The sequence below is a fragment of the Paenibacillus shenyangensis genome, assembly GCF_000346635.1.
Taxonomy (GTDB): Bacteria; Bacillota; Bacilli; order Paenibacillales; family Paenibacillaceae; genus Saccharibacillus; species Saccharibacillus dauci.
The window spans coordinates 1-18,365 of the sequence record NZ_AOIG01000004.1; the positions used below are offsets into that span (position 1 = coordinate 1).

Annotated in this window: 17 protein-coding genes; 4 read left to right on the plus strand and 13 right to left on the minus strand. The window is 48.3% G+C overall.

The features are described from left to right. Positions 1-228: 228 nt before the first annotated feature. From H065_RS0102890 to H065_RS0102920, 7 genes are all read right to left on the minus strand, one after another. A complete protein-coding gene (locus H065_RS0102890) occupies positions 229-525 on the minus strand; it encodes a hypothetical protein (RefSeq protein ID WP_017811510.1) in 297 nt (98 codons plus the stop codon). 52 nt (positions 526-577) lie between these two features. Next, a complete protein-coding gene (locus tag H065_RS0102895; protein ID WP_017811511.1) occupies positions 578-1,036 on the minus strand; it encodes a cupin domain-containing protein in 459 nt (152 codons plus the stop codon). Positions 1,037-1,100: 64 nt separating this feature from the next. Continuing rightward, complete coding sequence (locus H065_RS0102900; RefSeq protein ID WP_017811512.1) at positions 1,101-1,553, minus strand: OsmC family protein; 453 nt, start codon at positions 1,551-1,553, stop codon at positions 1,101-1,103. A gap of 217 nt (positions 1,554-1,770) precedes the next feature. Further along, positions 1,771-2,646 carry an ABC transporter permease subunit gene (locus tag H065_RS0102905; RefSeq protein WP_017811513.1) on the minus strand — a complete coding sequence of 292 codons (876 nt, stop codon included), beginning with the start codon at positions 2,644-2,646 and terminating at the stop codon, positions 1,771-1,773. After that, a complete protein-coding gene (locus H065_RS0102910; RefSeq protein ID WP_017811514.1) occupies positions 2,643-3,629 on the minus strand; it encodes an ABC transporter ATP-binding protein in 987 nt (328 codons plus the stop codon). Before H065_RS0102910 ends, H065_RS0102905 begins: the two co-directional genes overlap by 4 nt. After that, the gene (locus H065_RS0102915) at positions 3,626-4,846 is read right to left on the minus strand and encodes a hypothetical protein (protein WP_017811515.1); all 1,221 of its coding nucleotides are present in this window, start codon (positions 4,844-4,846) and stop codon (positions 3,626-3,628) included. Before H065_RS0102915 ends, H065_RS0102910 begins: the two co-directional genes overlap by 4 nt. A gap of 88 nt (positions 4,847-4,934) precedes the next feature. Beyond that, positions 4,935-5,444, minus strand: a complete 510-nt coding sequence (locus tag H065_RS0102920; RefSeq protein WP_017811516.1) for a sigma-70 family RNA polymerase sigma factor — start codon at positions 5,442-5,444, stop codon at positions 4,935-4,937. A gap of 253 nt (positions 5,445-5,697) precedes the next feature. Here H065_RS0102920 and H065_RS0102925 point away from each other — a divergent pair, with 253 nt between their 5' ends. The 3 genes from H065_RS0102925 to H065_RS26795 all read left to right on the plus strand — a co-directional run bounded on the left by H065_RS0102925 (position 5,698) and on the right by H065_RS26795 (position 8,021). Continuing rightward, the gene (locus H065_RS0102925; RefSeq protein WP_017811517.1) at positions 5,698-6,717 is read left to right on the plus strand and encodes a hypothetical protein; all 1,020 of its coding nucleotides are present in this window, start codon (positions 5,698-5,700) and stop codon (positions 6,715-6,717) included. Positions 6,718-6,783: 66 nt separating this feature from the next. After that, the gene (locus H065_RS0102930; RefSeq protein WP_017811518.1) at positions 6,784-7,026 is read left to right on the plus strand and encodes an NHLP leader peptide family RiPP precursor; all 243 of its coding nucleotides are present in this window, start codon (positions 6,784-6,786) and stop codon (positions 7,024-7,026) included. A 212-nt stretch (positions 7,027-7,238) separates the two neighbouring features. Then, the gene (locus H065_RS26795; protein WP_017811519.1) at positions 7,239-8,021 is read left to right on the plus strand and encodes a helix-turn-helix domain-containing protein; all 783 of its coding nucleotides are present in this window, start codon (positions 7,239-7,241) and stop codon (positions 8,019-8,021) included. 41 nt (positions 8,022-8,062) lie between these two features. Here the strand turns inward: H065_RS26795 and H065_RS25040 are convergent, their stop codons facing one another. From H065_RS25040 to H065_RS0102960, 5 genes are read right to left on the minus strand one after another with little or no spacing between them, the layout of a single operon-like run. Beyond that, positions 8,063-10,237 carry a glycoside hydrolase family 32 protein gene (locus tag H065_RS25040; RefSeq protein ID WP_017811520.1) on the minus strand — a complete coding sequence of 725 codons (2,175 nt, stop codon included), beginning with the start codon at positions 10,235-10,237 and terminating at the stop codon, positions 8,063-8,065. A gap of 23 nt (positions 10,238-10,260) precedes the next feature. Then, positions 10,261-11,727, minus strand: a complete 1,467-nt coding sequence (locus tag H065_RS0102945; RefSeq protein WP_017811521.1) for a glycoside hydrolase family 32 protein — start codon at positions 11,725-11,727, stop codon at positions 10,261-10,263. Positions 11,728-11,731: 4 nt separating this feature from the next. Beyond that, positions 11,732-13,360, minus strand: a complete 1,629-nt coding sequence (locus tag H065_RS0102950) for an extracellular solute-binding protein (protein ID WP_017811522.1) — start codon at positions 13,358-13,360, stop codon at positions 11,732-11,734. 36 nt (positions 13,361-13,396) lie between these two features. Then, positions 13,397-14,278 (minus strand): carbohydrate ABC transporter permease, encoded by an 882-nt coding sequence (locus H065_RS0102955; RefSeq protein WP_017811523.1) that lies wholly within the window; start codon positions 14,276-14,278, stop codon positions 13,397-13,399. Positions 14,279-14,311: 33 nt separating this feature from the next. After that, a complete protein-coding gene (locus H065_RS0102960; RefSeq protein ID WP_017811524.1) occupies positions 14,312-15,283 on the minus strand; it encodes an ABC transporter permease in 972 nt (323 codons plus the stop codon). A 342-nt stretch (positions 15,284-15,625) separates the two neighbouring features. Between H065_RS0102960 and H065_RS0102965 the strand changes: the two genes are divergently transcribed. Beyond that, positions 15,626-16,687, plus strand: coding sequence for a LacI family DNA-binding transcriptional regulator (locus H065_RS0102965; RefSeq protein ID WP_017811525.1), 1,062 nt, complete (start codon positions 15,626-15,628; stop codon positions 16,685-16,687). 112 nt (positions 16,688-16,799) lie between these two features. Here the strand turns inward: H065_RS0102965 and H065_RS0102970 are convergent, their stop codons facing one another. Beyond that, positions 16,800-18,344, minus strand: a complete 1,545-nt coding sequence (locus H065_RS0102970) for an ABC transporter substrate-binding protein (protein ID WP_017811526.1) — start codon at positions 18,342-18,344, stop codon at positions 16,800-16,802. Positions 18,345-18,365: the final 21 nt, after the last annotated feature.

Here is an 18,365-nt window from a genome sequence, read left to right on the forward strand (position 1 = left end):
CATCTTGTAGGGTACAGTTTAGTCTATAAACAATACTATTAATTTATGGAAAAGTTACCTAATATTTATTGTACTAAAGCTGGTTAAATAAATCCAACAACAAAAAGACCCTGATGCCGCTTCCAGGCAGCTCAGGGTCTAACGTATAAATCACATCATAATCGGCAACTGGATCCATTTTCAAAATGATAGCGCACCTGCCTATGCAAGCCGCCGTCTATCATCCGTCTATTCCATTCTGCGTTCCGCACGCCACTCCAGATACTGGTTCTCCAGCATCTCGCGCTCGCGCTGCTCATAGGAGTCACGCTGTGGCAGCCAAGATACCGTATCCTCATCTTCGTAGATGGTCCACAGATCGGTGAATAGATGATCCTGCATACTCACACGCTGACCGGATAAACGGCCTTCAGCCCAGAGCAGCCCATCTGTTGTCCGTATGACTATGCGAATGCCATCCATCGTGCGGGCTTTTTGACCAAGACGGATAGCAGATAGCATCTGTCCAAGCGTATACCAGTTCATCTTCGCACCTCACTGTGCAGCGATTCCGGATCGGAATACAAAATCGTACTGCTTAACGTTCGATCAGTTTGAAATCATCGTAGTGGAAGCCCGGTGCTACTACACAGGATACAAATACCGGCTCATCTCCCAATGGACGCGCCATCTGCCATACTCCAGCTGGAATCAGCACCTGAGGCAGCTGACCTGCTTCCAGATCCAAACCAAGGATGAACTTCTCGCCTTCTTCCGGATGCTCGCCACTGCCGCCAAGCGTCAGCTCCAGCGGGCTGCCGGAATGAATCAGCCACAGTTCATCCGAATGCACTACATGCCAGTCGGACGTTTCATCCGCATGCAGTAGAAAATAAATCGATGTTGCTGAGAAGCGTGGACCCGAATATTGCTCAGGTAAAATGGATTGCGGAATCTCAAAGGAAGCTTTCCACATTTCCTTGTACCATCCGCCTTCTTCATGTGGCTTCAGTCCAAGTGCAGCTACGATAGGTGATACGGGTAATTGGGTAGTCATGGTCAAATACCTTCTTTCTGTAATAGTAGATTAAGCGATAGGGCGTACACATTTTCCCGAGCTCTTAGAGTTCTTCGGCAATCTGGATATCCGGTACGGTCGACAGCTGCACATTACCGGCCACTGCGCGCGAGATCATGCAGGATTGCTCCGCTTTGTGAGCCAGCATCAGTGCCTTTTCCTGTTCACGTTCACCGGCGCCTGCAGCCAGTACGATCTGCGGACGATGAATAATCTGCTGATAGGTGAATATGTTGTTGGTTACATCGACATGACCTTCGGAACGCATCGTCAGACGATCTATATCAATATTCGAACGTTCCAGCATCGCCGCCAGTGTGATGATATAACAGGTCGCTGCTGCGCCAAGCAGCATCTCATCCGGATTGGTACCTGTACCCGGACCGCCCATAGGTTGCGGAATCGAGATAACCGTATTCAGATTACCGGTGGAAATGGTACCTTCACTGTTGCGCCCGCCTTTCCAGTCGGCATCCAGTATAAATTCATGGATCATGATGATCTTCCTCTCTTCGTGATGTTGTCCATACGTCTCGTATGCCTGATAACCCGGCCAGCAAGGCCAAATCAGTGCTTCTGCCAGTGTACCATATATTTTCGTTTTTTTGACTCTGCTTCTCTTGCATACGGAACCAGAGATACTCGTGCAAAAGCAAATAAAAAACACTGCGCTACAGAATTGTCTGTACAGCTGCAGTGTCTTTTTGAAAATATCAAAAGTCTCTTTTATAAAAGCGGCGGATTCCCCATGCCAATAATAGAAGCATATAAATCGCAGCATACACAATGAAAGAGGCCGAGGGAATCTGTCCCAATCCAAAGCCGGCGGTCATCGATCCGCTCATATCCAGCATACCCGCCAGTTCCTGCAGACCCAGGAGCAGAGCCAGCATTTTGCGCTGAATCGCATCCACCGGCATAATCAGCGAGATCAGACCAGTAATATTATACAGCGTCTTCAGTACCTGTGGCTCCATTTGCATACTAGAAGTGACTTTCTCTACCATACCGCCCAGCCAGCCTGCTCCATATAACATGGTCATAAATACTCCATTGCCAATTGCCGAAAAGCTGGTAGAACCCAGCAGACTGAGCGTGACAAGTATAGGTACAGTCAACGCAAACAGCAAATAAGACTGGGTATGTACTGCTATATTTCTCGGTATACTAGCATGAATATCGGCAATAACGATAACGCAGATATAGAGGATCAGCGCATACAGAATCCCAAACAGCGTATAACCCAACCATCTGCCCAGGTACCATTGCCAGCGTGGAATCGGTCGGGTCAGCATCGACTGCATGATTCCGGTCTCCGCTTCTCCCGAAATCGAAGAAAACGAACTAAAAATCACCAGAAAAGCCAGAATAAAACTGCCAAAGAAAAAACCGAGTGTGAGCAAGGCAGCTCCATGGGCATACTGTTCTACCAGCTGGGCCGAAGGGGAGGAGTTGCTTATCTCTGAAGCTCCAATCGTCCGTGCAATAAACCAGAATACAATCAAAAACAAAACAGTCATCAGTACCGTCATTAATAGAACTTTTTTGCGCAGTAGTTCTTTCCATGTCATTCCAATTACAGCTGTCATTCGTGTTCCCCCCTGTGACTGAGCCCCGATACAGCTTCCATAAACCATTCTTCCAATCGTTCCCGGACAGGCTCTACCTGATAAAGGGTCATCCCCTGATTGACGATAAGTGTATTGATAAATCCTACCTGCTCTTCGTTATCGATCACAGCTCCCAGCCAGACGGTATCCTGCAGGGAATCTGAAGCAGTAACTGCTCCTGTACCAGGATGACCGGACTGCAGAATCTGCAGCGGAATACCACTGGTCTCTGTCAGCCAGGGCATAATATCCGGCGTGAATCCGCCGACTTTGAAGTGCCAGCGAGTCTGTGCGTAAAGTACTTCATGCACCTGTCCATGCCGTAAAATAACACCATTATTGAGCAGGGCGATTCGGTCGCAGATTGTCTCGACTTCTTCCAGCAGATGAGAGTTCAGAAAGATCGTCTTGCCTTCCTGCTTGAGCTCTTGCAGCAGACGACGTACATCCATCCGGCCTACCGGATCAAGTGCCGAAGAAGGTTCATCCAGAAATAGTATCGGAGGATCATTTACTAGCGCACAGGCGAGGCCCAGACGCTGCTGCATTCCTTTGGAATAATGTTTGACCCTGTCCTTGCCACGGCTCCCCAGTCCTACCCGCTCCAGCAGCATCGGGATGCGTGCATCCGCTTCTTGCTTGCTCATGCCGCACAGCCGTCCATGAAGCTGAATAACTTCCTGGCCAGTCAGCCATTCCTGATAACGATACAATTCGGGCAGATAGCCAATATGCTGCCTTGCTGCCAGCGAGCCTATAGGGTCACCAAACAAACGTGCTTCACCATCTGTCGGGTGGATCAGTCCAACGAGCATTTTAACAAGGGTGCTTTTGCCGGCACCATTGGGGCCGAGGAAGCCAAAGGCTTCCCCTTCTCCAACAGTAATCGTTACATTACGGCAACCCTTGCCATTACTGTATTCCTTAGTTAGATTTTGAATATCGATTGCTGTAACTGTCATAGTTTTATCAGCTCTTCCGCTTTCTTGATCAGCGCTTCACGGCTATAAAATATATCTCCATCCAGCATGAATAATTGATTATCCTTGAGCCAATAAGCAGTGTAATTCGTATATTTTGTAACGTTGTCTCCGTCTTGATTTTCATAATTTTGGGTCCCGATAATAACAGGTATACCACCAATCGTAACCTTTTCGATCCGAGCATTGGAGATCACCGGCAGAGGAAGTTCGCCTTTCAGTACTTTTTCCTTTTGCAGCATGGTTTTCACACTTTCCGGTAGGAAAGGCAGATTCATAATTGCATTGAACGCTTCTTCCGTATTGATTGACGGATCAAATTCTACACTTGGCAGACCCATCTGCGTCAGCAAGCCGGTGTTCTCATCAGTAGATGAATCCTCGGGTGATAATGGATAAGTAATACTTTCCGGTATCTTGATGCTAATCGGCTTCTGGTTCATCGATTCGGGAAGAAGTGTATCTCCACCCAGCTGCTGGATCGCTTTATTGACTTCATCAATGTTCATACGTACCGTACTGGTGCGGGAGGGATGGACGCCTACTCTAAGATCTTTTTCCGTTATCATTTTGCTCAGGTCGGTGTAACCCAGCATCTCCGCTGCTTTCTTTGGATAGTATAATCCCTCCACCTTGCCGGTCGTATCGGTAAATGTTCCAAAACGGTTCATATTTTCGTCAGTCATACCGCTTTCCTTGTAATGATCGAACATTTGGTCCAAATCATTGTCGTTCACAGTGGTAATTTCCTGCATACGGAACTGACCAAGTAGTGCAGCTAATGCATTATTGCCAAATGGTGTGGTAATGACTACACCAGCGACCACGCAGGCAGTGATACCTGTCACCCATCTGCGGCGAACCGGATTCATTTTGTTGCGGCGTGCAGATGACTTGGTAGCAGGGGATTCCTGACGCTGAGGTTCCTGTTGATCATTTGGTTTTATTGGATTCATGATTGTATTCATTCCTCTCGGATTGGATAAATTTGCAGATGCCTTGTCAGGCTTGGATTTGAACGAAGGGTTAGACCACTTTTCCCAATTGGGATGTGGGATTTCTTTTGTGAGAAGAGCCTGCATATTCTGCCATGCCTGATCTGTAGCATGCCGTTCGGCATCCTGATCATGCTCTTCTGCTGTATGGTTTGCCTGTGGGTATTCCCGTTGATCGGGATGATCCAGCGGATGTCTTGTCACGTGTAACGTCCTCCTTTGACTTCAAGCTCTCGGTTCTACGCCTTGTATGCTGCAAGGTGTTTACTCACCTGTTTACCTTTGCGGTCATTCAGGTGGATTTTAGCATCTTTTTTCTTAATTTATTGGTGGCCCGGTGCAGCAGGGTCCCTACCAGCGGCGGCCTTAGCTGAAGCTGCTCGGCAATCTCGGCATAACTGTATCCCGAATACCTCATCAGCAGCGCTTGACGGTCACGCGGTGGCAGCTGGTCGAGCAGCAGATGGACTTCATCCTGCTCCAGCTGTTGAATCATGATCTCCTCTCCCGTCGGTGGAGAATGACCTTCCAGATCATAATACTGTTCCTGCTTTTCTTGCAGCCGGCGCTCACGCGCTTTTTTATCCATATAGTCATAGGCGATTCGTGTCAGTACACGATGCAGCCAGGCACCGATGGCCTCCGGATTATCGGGAGGATTACGATACAAACGGAGGAACACCTCCTGTGCCAGATCATCTGCAATAGCCTGATCGCGCAAAAGCGCAGTTAATTTTCGTTTAACGGTCGGGTAATGCTCATAAAATATCTGTTTGAACTGTTCCGGTTCCGGGGTGTTCATGTATTGCATGCTCCTTTCCGCTGCAGCTATAAGAAAGACGCACGGGTTTGGATTTTTATATCACACCTATTCAAAAAAAATAATGCAGACAGGATATAATCTTATTTATCATCAGGCATAGAGCATCAAAAAACCAGTGATATTACTGGATTACACCGATTTGGAGACTTGGATTCAATAGCCATTATTTTTATTAGTCATACAATAACTGGATAGTTATAATGGAGATAAAATCCTGAGGGAGCGTGAAGATATGCACTGGCTGAATGACTTCGACAGGCATATGCATGCAGCATTTGAGGAAGCGGCTCAGCGTATACGACAATTTCCGGCTCCGCTGAATCATGAAGGGCTGAATTATCTGAAGGGATTCGATATTCGGGTGAAAGATGGCATACATAACTATATTTGCTATCTGCTTCCCTTTTGGCTGGAGCGCATGAGTAGCCTTCATCTGGCGCCTGAACAGAAGGAACATCTGCAGCAGATTGCCCAAAGTATCGCCGCTGGCAATATTATGGGTATGCTGCATTACTTTATCCATGATGACCTGATGGATGCTTCCGCGACAGCTACCGAAGATAATGGGGCTGCATTAATACAGAATCTGCGGCGCCTCCTTCCGCTGAGTGAGCTGCTGCATTCGGAATACACCGGTATTCTTTCCAGAATTGCCGGACACCGGCCGGAATACTGGTTGTATCGCCGTCAGTATACTTACGACTGGGCACGCGCTGTTCAACATGAACAGCACCCGGGTCATTTTATGGATCATCTTCCTCTAATCACCGGCAGAGCCAGTCCACTCCGGCTGTCTGCTGTCGTCATGCTGCTGGAAGCAGGACTTCCTGCCCTCGTGCCCGGTATTTTACAGCAGCTGGATCTGGCATTGCTGCTGCTGCAAATGAATGATGATGCGGCGGATTGGCAGGAAGATCTGCGTCTGCACAATTATAATTGCCTGCTGTCCCTTATTCATGAAGAAGCCGTGCCTGCTGCCGACCACCCACCTGAAGCCTTTTACATACTTGATGAACAGACAGTACGCCATTATATTTACGACCGGAATATTCTGCGCCACTACGCCAATATCGCTCATGAGCAGTACTATTCGCAACCGGCTCGTCCAGCAGACAATATGGATCTGCTGCAATTCTGTGAGGAACTGGTACAGCAGCTTGATCAGCTCGCTGCTGCTATAGAAGCAAGCCGTAATATGCTGCTTCAACAAGGAAGCCTTTTTTACTACGTCAATCCCCCTAAATTGTTATAGATTTTTCCAGTATGCCGTGCTAGACTAATAGGAAAATATAACCATTTTGCGAAAGGATTGATGGTCATGTCCAGCCAAGCCCTTTTACACTCGCAGGTCATTCAAAAAGCATGGGAAGATCCAAACTTTATGGAATTGCTCAAAAGCGATCCCAAAAAGGCATTGTACGATGTAATGGGAATTACGCTTCCGGAGAACGTACAGCTGAAGACGATTCAGGAAACTGCCGAGGAGATTTATCTGGTCATTCCGCCCAAGCCTTCCGAAATGGTTGCATCTGCCCGGATAAACGTCAAAGCTGCCTGGTAACTGGCTCAGACAGCGGTTTTATTAACGATCCAAATGGAAATACCAAAAAAAGCGCAATCCTCTGCAAAGTAGGATTGCGCTTTTTTTATATGCTACTGCGTCTTTTCTCCCTTGTCGGCGATAGACAGTTTGATTATTCTATTAATAAAGCGCTTACATTATTATCGTATTAGATCACTTCACGTATTTACCTGATGAAAAGGAGGCCTTTGATGAATACTGAATTCATGATTGAACATGATATTGATCTCAGCTTCCCTGCCTGTTCCAGTCTGCATCCGCATAAATGGACCCTGCTGTATGCAGCCGAGAATAACGAAACCCTGGATGGTCCAACAGCCCAGATCTATCTGCTCCCTCCCGGCAAAATCGCATTATATTTACATCTGCTTCCGCTGACAGAGGTTTGTTGTCAATTTACTGCCCATTCCCAGTGGACACTGCTGCTGCATAAGCTGCAGACCGGACTACCGGAACAACCACTGTGGCTGGAAGACTGTTCCTTATGCCAGCAAATCGCGTATATTCTGGAGCGTATGCGGGAATATGCAGCTTCATCGCATAATACGTATTACCGCAAACTTTCCTATCATTTGCTAAGTGAACTGCTGCTGCTGCTCGCTGCCGGTGCACGTCCGGATACTTATCCTGCCGATCCGCGCATTGATGAAGTCCTTCAATACCTGTATCTCCACTATACAAACGATATTCGTATTGAACATCTGGCTCAGCATGTATGTCTGTCTCCATCACATCTGTCCCACTTGTACAAGGAACAGACCGGCGAGACTATTATGGATACGGTACTGCGGCTAAGACTGGAGCAGGCCAAACATCTGCTTTGTTTTACTACCCGTTATATCGGCGAAATTGCCTATGAAGTGGGATTTAATTCGCAGACCTATTTCACCTGCAAATTCACCCGCCATTTTGGTATCAGTCCTTCCCTGTACCGCAGCAGCTTTTATGAGAAACAATCCTGTCAGTCTTCCTGAGCAGATAGATAAGATTGAACCTGTAAGCCGTAAAGTAGTGATTATTTCCACACGCTGTTCAGCTGGTACACGTCCATCGAGACCAGATTGACCTGGCCGCCATTTACATAAAAAGACATGCCCTGACTTCCCTGATCCGGGAAAATCACACTCGAGAATACACGCTGGCCGCCATTTGCGAAAATCTCGACCGTAGACTCATCCACCAGAATTCGCAGCCGGATCCGCCGGTTCTCCGGCTGTACATCAGCAGTCTGCCGGGTACTGAACTTGTCGGAGAAATCCGTTATCCCTGAAGCAGTACGATCGATATACAATTGACCGGTATCCACCTGATAACCTACATCAGTAAACTGACTGCCGCTACGATTGGTTCGCAGCTGGAAACCAAAATGGGCTGCGGGCTGCTGTGCAGGCAATTCCAGCTCGGCTTCAATCTCATAACTGCCGGCAGATAGACCTTTGAGTATATTGGCAGAAGAATGATCTACCTTGACAGCGCGGACACTGCGCAGTGGAGTACGTAGTGTATTCAGCTCCTGTACCGGAGCCTGTACGAGTCGAACACCCGATGTGGTGGAGACAAGCGACAACTCTCTTGGAGCACTCAATATCCCTTTCCAGTCTTGGGTCGGAAGATCAAATGCATAATCCCAATTGGTCATCCATGCCATCGCAATGCGCCGATCAGAGAGTCCTGCAAACGTCATGGAAGCATAGAACTCTTTGCCCCAATCGGTCTGGAGTACCAATCCCGGCGGATTATCATTGACAAAACGGCCTTCGTCGCTCAGCTGTCCGACGAAATATTCGGCATTCGAGCCCCCGGTATTCGGATGGGCGCCGGTGCTGATCATCAGTACCCATTTACTCTGATTTGTTCCTTGTACCGGCAGTTTGAATAGATCGGGGCACTCCCATACTCCGCCGCGAATATAATCGCCATATCCAAAATTATCGGTCAGTGTCCAGTCCAGCAGATTGGTTGAAGTGAACAGTCGTACATGATCACCTCCCGATACGACCATAACCCAGCGATTCCGCTCTTCATCCCGTACGATCTTGGGATCACGGAAATCCCAGCTGCCTGGATTATCGGCGGTCTGTCCGGGATTCTGGATTACGATGGAATGCTCTTCGGGATAATGCCATGTTCGACCCCGATCCATGCTGTAGGCAATCCCGATTTTCTGATTGCCATTGGGACGCTCAGGCGTGTAGGAAGTATAATAAGCAATCAATCCACCCTTTTCCGGCGACTCGTCAAACAGACCGGATACATTATGATCATCAGCAATCGCCGATCCCGACCAGACATGTCCCCATTTGTTCCATTCCAGTGCAAAGGGGAGGTTTTTCCAGTGCAGCAGATCTTCGCTGACTGCGTGTGCCCATCGTCCACCATCCTGATGGAACAGATGATATTCTCCTTTGTAATAAATCATTCCGTTCGGATCGCTCGCCCAGCCGCGCAGAGCAGAGTAATGATAGGCTGGCCGATACTTTTCACCATAGAACTGCTCGGCAGTCAGTACATACGTATCCTGAAAAGAAGCCGCGCCCTGCAGTACAGCTATTCCCGATACTGTTCCTGGGCGGGCAATTCCGTCGGCTTCTATCGCCGGATCTGCATAGCCATCCAGAAATAAGCGGATACGTTCACCCTCCAGGTGAATCTCCAGTCGATGCCTTGTTCCATTTTCACTGTAATAATCCTGTGCAGACGTCGCGATAACCTTACCATCAGCCTGCTGCAATCTGACCTTAACCCGTTGATCCTCGCGTACCAAGAGAGCAATGTATCCCTGCTTCCCATCCGCTGTACCACGGAAAAACAGACCGGCCTGCATCTGTTCATCTATCGGCATTAGATCTGTCATTATCACCATGTTCTCTGCTTCGGCAGGAGCAGTATAGGTGCGTATGCCGGCTGCATTACCATGGGCGCTCCCTCGCATACCACGTTCGTCCAGCGCCCAGACAGCTGTACCATGTGTATGCTCGCCCGTCAGGTTACTGTTCCACACAATCGTTGTATCGTCTGCTGTAGTCTCTTCATTATCCTTGCCGGATGATGGATTCATCTTGTCCTCCTGACCTGGGGGTAAAGTGCTGATAGATGGCTGGGCTGCTGCTGTACCACGAGCAGGTATATAGATATCCGCCAACAATAGTACCAGTGTGGTAACTGCTAATTTGGATAATCTGGATGGCATCTTCATTCCTCCCGATGAATGGATTACGATACAGAACCGGATAGATCATATATCTCCACACGACATACTACTATGTCCTGCTCCATAGCAGTCAACCTGATCCGGTCGGCATTCGGCTCCGGGAAAATAAGATCGGTCATCACCGTCCGCCCCTGATCGGCAAACACCTCCACCGAAGCAGCATCCACCAGAATACGCAGTTCCCGCTCTTCCTGAATCGTCTGCAGTGGTGCAGTATGATGATTGGCAAAATCGTTATGAAAATCGCTTTGTCCTGATTCTGTACGGTCGATATACAACTGCGCCGAACCGGCATTCACTCCAATGCGTGTGCAGCTCGCTGTCCCGGCGCGCACTTGAAGTTCAAAGGAGACCTCTTTGTCCATTCGAACAATCAGTTCATAGCTCTCCAGCCGCAGCTCCTTTATCGCCTGTTGAACCTGAGCCAGTGACACATGTTCCAACAGGAGAACAGGTCTGCGTATGGATTCCATTTCATCAACAGGACACTGCAGCAGCTGTACACCGGTAGGGGTCATCTCCAATTGTAGTTCACGGACAATTGTCATTGCCCCTCTCCAGCTGCCGGTAGGCGTATGATTGGCATACCGCCAGTTGCTCATCCAGCCGATGTATAGTCTGCGACCATCCTGCTGCGGAATATCCGACCAGCTCACTCCAGCATAATTATCGCGTCCATGGTCCAGCCAGCGTACTTGCCATGATGCTTCGTCCGGCAGGAATATCGCTCCATCAAAATGCCCGGTAAAATATTGGGTACGCGAGCCTTCTGCTCCTTGGCCATTATCGCCAATGCTGACGAGCATCACCCAGCGGCTGAGCCCGGGTGCATTGTTGATCGGCAGTTCGAACAGATCCGGACACTCCCATACTCCATCATGACATCCTATGCCTTCGCCAAATATACTGCTTTCGGTCCAGTTCTTCAGATCCGGCGAATGATATAATGCTATGCTTTGTCCGCAGGCGAGCACCATGGTCCAGCGTCCGGAGGATTCGTGCCAGAATACTTTGGGGTCGCGAAAATCGGGACGATAATCACATGTCAGTACCGGATTGCCCTGATACTTGTGCCAGGTTCTGCCGCGGTCATGACTGTATGCCAGACTCTGGCTCTGACGTACCGGATGATCCGGCTGTTCATCATGATGGGTAAAGATCGCGACCAGCCCCGGTTCCTCGGGGAAAAATCCGGTCGTATTCTGCCAGTCCACGACTGCGCTGCCCGAGAAAATCGTACCCTGTTCATCCGGTTCCAGTGCAATCGGGAGTTCTTCCCAGTTCACCAGATCACGGGTGATGGCATGTCCCCAGTGCATCGGTCCCCAAGTATCGCCATGCGGATGATGCTGAAAAAACAAATGATATTCCCCATCCAGATAGACCATTCCATTGGGATCATTCATCCAGCTGCGAGACGGGGAGAAATGATAAGCTCCCCGGTAATCCGGTTGTAGTTGAAGTGACATTGTATTAGCCTCCTGTTGTATGTTCAGCGCTCTGCTGTTTACTGCGGTCGTACCCATCCTGTCTGATCTTCAGCCACTCTTGCAGACCGAGACGATCCAGCTCCTGCAGATAGGCAGCCCATTCCTGATCAGCCTGTCCATTCTGATACCATTCTGTCCGCTTGCGCAGCATATACGGGAACAGATCGGCTTCGATCGTGGAGAGACGATCCAGTTCCTCAATACTGAAAAATACATTTGGATAAGTGTGCTTGGCCTTCATATGCGGTACCAGTACTTTTTTCATCAGATCCATACGCCATTTGGCATCATCGGGCATCGTCGTATATTTGCCAAAATAATCGCTCAACACTGCCAGCGGTCCGCCGATGCTGGTCTTCTGACGCACTTCTACTGGCGCTGAACCTTCAAGCGGCAGATGCTTCAGCATCTTTTTTGATTCATCATATTCAAAAATATTCTGCTGGTTCGGATCACCGTACGTCCCCCAGTTATTCTGCACCGACTGTAGCGGGTCATACATCTGATCCACCCATTTGGCTGTCTGTTCCAGCTGCTGGTTGCTGCTGGTGACGACCATACTGCCCCGGAAAAAGCCCATGGCATTATTGCGGGTTACGTTCACTTCACCATCCGGACCCGCTAGCGGTGGCATCAGTTCATAATCATTATTCATACCGGTAATATTGGCTTTGTCCCAGGTGAAATACAATCCATAGCGCTGATCTTTACCTTTGGCAAGATAGGTGTTCCAGTCCTGCTGGAACGATTCGATATCTATCAATCCGCTGCTGTACAGATCATGCACATAATTAACGGCTTCCCGGTACCCTTCCTGATTGCCGGTAAATACGACCTTGCCATCATCGGTTACGACCGTATGATCGGGATTCTCTCCCAATCCAAAGGAAGCGAACAGAAACGTCAGGTTCTCTCCACCCGGCTTGTCGATAAAGGACAGCGGAACCTCGTCAGCCTGTCCATTGCCGTTCGGGTCCTGTGTCTTAAAAGCAGTCAATACCTGCTTCAACTCATCGGTAGTGGTAGGCATCGACAGTCCCAGCTTTTTGAGCCATTTCACATTGATCCATGGCATATCATCGACCGATTGAATACGTTCTTTGTCCGTACCCAGCTCCTCGATCCATGGAAAGGAATAAATATGTCCATCCGGCGCGGTAATCATCGTGCGGTATTCCGGCCGTTCGGTCAGCACTTTTTTGAAATTGGGCATATACTGGTCGATCATATCTTCCAGCGGAACAATCGCTCCATCCTTGGCCAGCTTGAGCAGATCATAGTCACTGTACTCTGCTGCGAAGATGGCATCGGGCAGCTCGCCACTGGCGACAGCCAGATTACGCTTTTCTGCGAAAACATCACTGGTATAGCTTTTCCATTCCACATGAACGCCGGTTTTCTGCTCCAGTCGCTGCAGGACCAGCTTGTCGTTGGGATCGGCAGGTGCCAGTGGCGAACTGGAAGTCATAATATGCAGAATCGGTTTGCCGTCTGCTGTTTTTTGCGGTTCATTGCCTCCATCTCCGCAGCCTGTGGCTGCCAGCAGGATAATGGATAAAGCCGATGCTACAGCCGCTTTGCGTACTTTGGAATTACCGTTTGTGTTGCGCATAATATTGCCTCCCGAATCTTATATTTCAGTCTGGGTTTATTTGAGTGAGCCGACCATAACGCCTTTTTCGAAATATTTCTGGAAGAACGGATACATTACGATCAGCGGCAGACTGGAGATCACAATTGAAGAATACTTGATCATCTCGGACAGCCGTTTTAGCTCGGCCATAGCCTGCTGGTCGCCAATCATGCCTGGTGCTGCCTGGTTCTGGATCAGAATAGAGCGCAGGACAAGCTGCAGCGGAAACAGATTGGGATCATCCAGATAGATCATCGCATCAAAGTAGGAATTCCATTGCCCTACAAACGCATAGAGGGCAAGCACAAACATAATCGGCTTGGACAGTGGAATCACGATACGGGTGAAAATGGTCCATTCCGAAGCACCATCCACATTGGCTGCTTCTTTGAGTTCTTTGGAGATGCCTTTAAAAAAAGTACGGGCCAGAATAATATTCCATACATTCACTGCTCCCGGAATAATAAGCGCCCATGGAGTATTCAGCAGATCGAGCTGCCGTACCAGCAAATACGTCGGAATCAGTCCGCCACCAAAAAACAGCGTAATCACAAACAAAGTCATAAACCATTTGCGGCCAACCAGCGAATCTTCGGCCATCGCATAACCAGCGCAGATAGACACCAATACTGTCACCACAGCAAATCCTGTCGCATACAATACCGAATTAAAAAATCCGCGAATCATTGCTTCATTGCCCAGGATTTTGCGATAGCCTTCCAGACTCCAATCAGCAGGTTGAAACGAAAATCCGCGATTCAGCAGCACGGTTGGGTCCATAAACGAAGCTGCGATAATATAGCCAAACGGAATGACAACGATCAGTACGCCTAGCCCGAGAAACAGCCCGTTCAGTATGAGCAGCAAACGGTCAAACGGAGAGTTTTTGACAACCATGGTCTTCCTTCCTTTCTGTACAAATCCTGTGATCTAGTACAATCCCTCGTTATCATTGAGCTTCTTCACAATGAAGTTCACACCCAGCAGCAGAATCACATTGATCAGCGAGTTAAATAGTCCAACGGCTGCCGAATATGCATAATCTCCTGATTGCAGACCAATCTTGTAGACATAAGTCGCGATAATCTCTGAAGCAGGCAAATTCATCGATGTCTGCAACAGGTAAGCCTTTTCAAAACCAATCGACATAATGCCACCTGCTGCCAGAATAAACACGATAGCCATAATCGGCTTGATCGTCGGCAGATCGATATGCCAGATTCTCCTCAGCAGACTTGCTCCATCCAGACTGGCTGCATTATGCAGCTCGGGATCTACATTGGCCAGTGCCGCTACATAGATAATGGATGCCCACCCGGCTGTAGCCCAGATATCCGACAAGATATATACCCAGCGGAAGTATTCGGGATCGGTCATAAACATCAAAGGCTGACCGCTGATCCAGCTAACGATCTGATTGATCGGTCCGGTAGGAGACAGGAAAATAAACAGCATCCCGGCAATAACAATGACCGATACAAAATTGGGAGCATACAGAAACAGCTGGATATTTTTCTTGATTCCTTTGCGGCGAACCTGATTCAACATCAGTGCCAGCAGGATCGGAATCGGGAACCCGCATATCAGGCCAAACGCACTCAGCTTGAGCGTATTCATAAAAATCACTTCAAAATTGGGCGAGGTCAGGAATTTCTCAAAATGCTTGAGTCCTACCCAGTCACTGTGCATGATTCCCCGAATCGGACTGAAATCTTTGAAGGCAATGATTGCCCCATACATCGGTACATACTTGAACAGCAGTGTCAGAAGCAGCGCCGGTGCCAGCAGAATATACAAAAAGCTGTTTTTGCGGATATGCTCCCAGCGTGTTCTGCTGACCGACTGCTTCTCTGTATGTACAGGATGAGCGCCTGGTCTGCCGGATTTTGCTGAACTTTCCATGATTGTCCCTCCATTTCACTATTCCCTTGCCCCTTGTTTCCCCTACAGCAGTTTGTGTCCAAGACTAAAAGTAAGTGCTTACATTTTCATTTGTAAGCTTATTCCTTTACAATTTATACGATCCATTGTTCATATGTCAATAATAAATGTAAACAAAAGTATTGATTTTTATAATTACATGGTGTGCATATGCACATTTATAACATTCCATTTGCACATAAGAGATTGCTTTTAAAAGTAATCTCCTTTATATTTTAGATAGATATGCAGTAGTGTAAGACGGATATTCCCTGTTCTGCTGACAGAACAGCAAATTTGACAGTACAAAGGTGGATTTAATCCATGACCAAGGAAAAAGTAACCATTCAGCATATTGCCGATGCACTGGGTATTTCCCGCAATACGGCTTCCAAAGCGCTGAATGGAAATGAAGGCATCCCGGATGAGACACGCAGTAAAGTCATCCGCAAAGCTATTGAGCTAAAATACAAGCAATTTGCCTATATGGAAAGTGACGGACTGCTTCCTCGTAAAACCGGTAATATTGCCCTGCTCACCACCAATATGCCGGATAGTTCGCACTTTGGCTCTCCTTTGATCAGCGGTCTGGAGAAACGGGTCAGCGCGGAAGGCTATAATCTGTCTATCCATATTGTCCGGGAAGACGAGCGTGATGCCCTGCGGTTGCCCAATAATTTTGATGTATCCGCGGTGGATGGAATCGTATGTATCGAGCTGTTTGACCGGGAATACAGCGAGCTGCTGAATAATTTGAATATTCCGGTGATCTTCGTCGATTGTGCGTCCGATATCGACTTTTCCAGTTTTGAAGCGGATATTCTTTTAATGGAAAATGAACATAGTGTCTACCAGTTGACCCGCAGCCTGCTGGATAATGGATACGATCGTATTGGCTTTGTTGGCGATTACCGACATTGTAAAAGCTTTGGCGAACGATGGATGGGCTACAATCGTGCGCTGCTGGAAGCAGGTTTATCCATGTCTCCCTCCTTTTCTATCCTGGACGAAGACCGGTTTTTCCTGTTCGAGAATGATTGGATGGAACAGCGTCTGAAGCAGCTGGATGAACTGCCGGATGCATTTGTATGTGCCAATGATTTTATTGCAATCCGTCTGATGAAAGCGCTCAAATCGAGCGGTTTTTCTATCCCGGACGATATTGGCGTAACCGGATTTGATAACGCTTCTGCGTCAAAAATCGTAGAGCCCCATCTGACTACCGTGCATATTTACAGCAGTGATATGGGTATCAAAGCCGCCGAGATGCTGCTGTCACGGATTCGCTATCCGGAACAGCCCTATCAGGTCGTTCACGTACAGACCCGGCCTATGCTGCGTGAATCGGCGAATCATGCCGCAGCTGCTTCCATGCTGCACGCCTAATCCAAAGAGATATTCATACCAAAAACCCCTGAACATCGCAGGCTATGACAGCCTTTTTGTTCAGGGGTTTTTAATAATTTACAGAATATTAATAACGGGATCGTAAAAATATTTATTTGGTGCCTGCAGACTCCAGCTGCGTTTTGTAGGCATCCAGCTGACGCTGAAGTTCCGCCATGACTTTGTCATAACCGGCTACTTTCAGCTTATCGCGGAAATCCTGCACGGCCTGTGCCGGATCTCCCGCTTTGCCATAAGTGATCGCTGGTCCCATCTCTGCTGTAACCTGCGAAATGGCAGTGAGTTCCGATTCGACAGCCGTTTTGTCAAAAACAAATTGTCCGTATGGATACGGCTTTTTGATTTTGTCATATTCGCTGTACAGCGTATCAATCTTGTCCCAGGTAGTGTCGCTTGGAATCTCGTGTTCATCCATCCGTCCTGCCCAGAAGTCAGAGTAGAATGCATCATTGGTCTCGTTATAGTTGGCTGGCAGCGTACGCTTGCCATCCTTGATATCGTATTGTACACCTTCCATGCCATAGTTTATCAGCTGATAGATCTCTTTGTCATTACGAATCAGATCATAGGCCATCAGCGCACGCTCTGGATTTTTGCTGTGGGCCCCCAGGGATACACCGCCATGAGTGATCGGCATTTCCAGCAGATTGCCGCTTTGACGGGAGAACGGGAACATTTGCAGTTCCGAACCCGGCTGTTTTTTGTCCATCTGCACACGCAGGCCGGAGAAAGTCTGGGTATGATGCTGATCCATACCTGTTTGACCAGCCTGCAGGGCGACACGGGTATCGTTTTTGTTGTTCAGTACATCTTCGCGCCAGTAGCCTTTATCCGCCCAATCTTTCATCGTAGTGGCAAAATCCAGAAACGTATCTTCGAAGATCGGACTGACTACTGTATACCGGTCATCATAGGATTTGGTATTGAACACCGGCAGATAGCCTGTCGACATTGGCAGCTCCAGATATGGCGTATGCGACTGGACCCAGCCTCCAAAAATACTGGTGCTGGACTGCGCATCCCATGGAATTACGCCAGGTTTATTATCTTTGATCCACTGCAGGTACTTGCCGATCGTATCCCAGTCCTTGATTGGCTCGGTGATACCGGCCTGTTTGGCCCAGTCGCCGCGATAGAAGAAACCATGATTAATCCACTGGGTATAATCATTCTCGGGAATCAGTACGATTTTGCCATTGTATTTACTTTGATTCCAATCTTCAGCAGGAATCGATTTCCAGGTGACCGGAGCATACTTGGGCAGCAGATCGTCCAGCGGCATAAAAGCGCCACGCTGCGCATTGGACCAGGTATCCAGCCAGTCTGTACCGATCGTAATCAGATCCACCGATTCACCGGAAGCGAGCAGCAGATTGTATTTGGTCTGCCAATCTGCCCATTCTACCCACTTCCATTTCACTTCGGCATTGATTTTCTGCTTCATGATCGTATTGACCTTTTCCATCACTTTCTCAAACTGTCCGTTCTTGGGCTTGTCGCCCAGCGCCACAAACGTAACCGTAACAAACTGCGATTGATCATCACCAGCACCGGATTTGCTGCCGCCACAGGCAGCAAGTGACAGAACGATAACAGCCACCATCAGTGCCGAGATCAGCTTACGGAATTTCCACATACATTAGCCCCCTTTGGAATC

Bases quoted from the DNA above. Each gene is read 5' to 3' on its own strand.
- H065_RS0102890 (WP_017811510.1), bottom strand. From the start codon at position 525: ATGAACTGGTATACGCTTGGACAGATGCTATCTGCTATCCGTCTTGGT.
- H065_RS0102895 (WP_017811511.1), bottom strand. From the start codon at position 1,036: ATGACTACCCAATTACCCGTATCACCTATCGTAGCTGCACTTGGACTG.
- H065_RS0102900 (WP_017811512.1), bottom strand. From the start codon at position 1,553: ATGATCCATGAATTTATACTGGATGCCGACTGGAAAGGCGGGCGCAAC.
- H065_RS0102905 (WP_017811513.1), bottom strand. From the start codon at position 2,646: ATGACAGCTGTAATTGGAATGACATGGAAAGAACTACTGCGCAAAAAA.
- H065_RS0102910 (WP_017811514.1), bottom strand. From the start codon at position 3,629: ATGACAGTTACAGCAATCGATATTCAAAATCTAACTAAGGAATACAGT.
- H065_RS0102920 (WP_017811516.1), bottom strand. From the start codon at position 5,444: ATGAACACCCCGGAACCGGAACAGTTCAAACAGATATTTTATGAGCAT.
- H065_RS0102925 (WP_017811517.1), top strand. From the start codon at position 5,698: ATGCACTGGCTGAATGACTTCGACAGGCATATGCATGCAGCATTTGAG.
- H065_RS0102930 (WP_017811518.1), top strand. From the start codon at position 6,784: ATGTCCAGCCAAGCCCTTTTACACTCGCAGGTCATTCAAAAAGCATGG.
- H065_RS26795 (WP_017811519.1), top strand. From the start codon at position 7,239: ATGAATACTGAATTCATGATTGAACATGATATTGATCTCAGCTTCCCT.
- H065_RS25040 (WP_017811520.1), bottom strand. From the start codon at position 10,237: ATGCCATCCAGATTATCCAAATTAGCAGTTACCACACTGGTACTATTG.
- H065_RS0102945 (WP_017811521.1), bottom strand. From the start codon at position 11,727: ATGTCACTTCAACTACAACCGGATTACCGGGGAGCTTATCATTTCTCC.
- H065_RS0102950 (WP_017811522.1), bottom strand. From the start codon at position 13,360: ATGCGCAACACAAACGGTAATTCCAAAGTACGCAAAGCGGCTGTAGCA.
- H065_RS0102955 (WP_017811523.1), bottom strand. From the start codon at position 14,278: ATGGTTGTCAAAAACTCTCCGTTTGACCGTTTGCTGCTCATACTGAAC.
- H065_RS0102960 (WP_017811524.1), bottom strand. From the start codon at position 15,283: ATGGAAAGTTCAGCAAAATCCGGCAGACCAGGCGCTCATCCTGTACAT.
- H065_RS0102965 (WP_017811525.1), top strand. From the start codon at position 15,626: ATGACCAAGGAAAAAGTAACCATTCAGCATATTGCCGATGCACTGGGT.
- H065_RS0102970 (WP_017811526.1), bottom strand. From the start codon at position 18,344: ATGTGGAAATTCCGTAAGCTGATCTCGGCACTGATGGTGGCTGTTATC.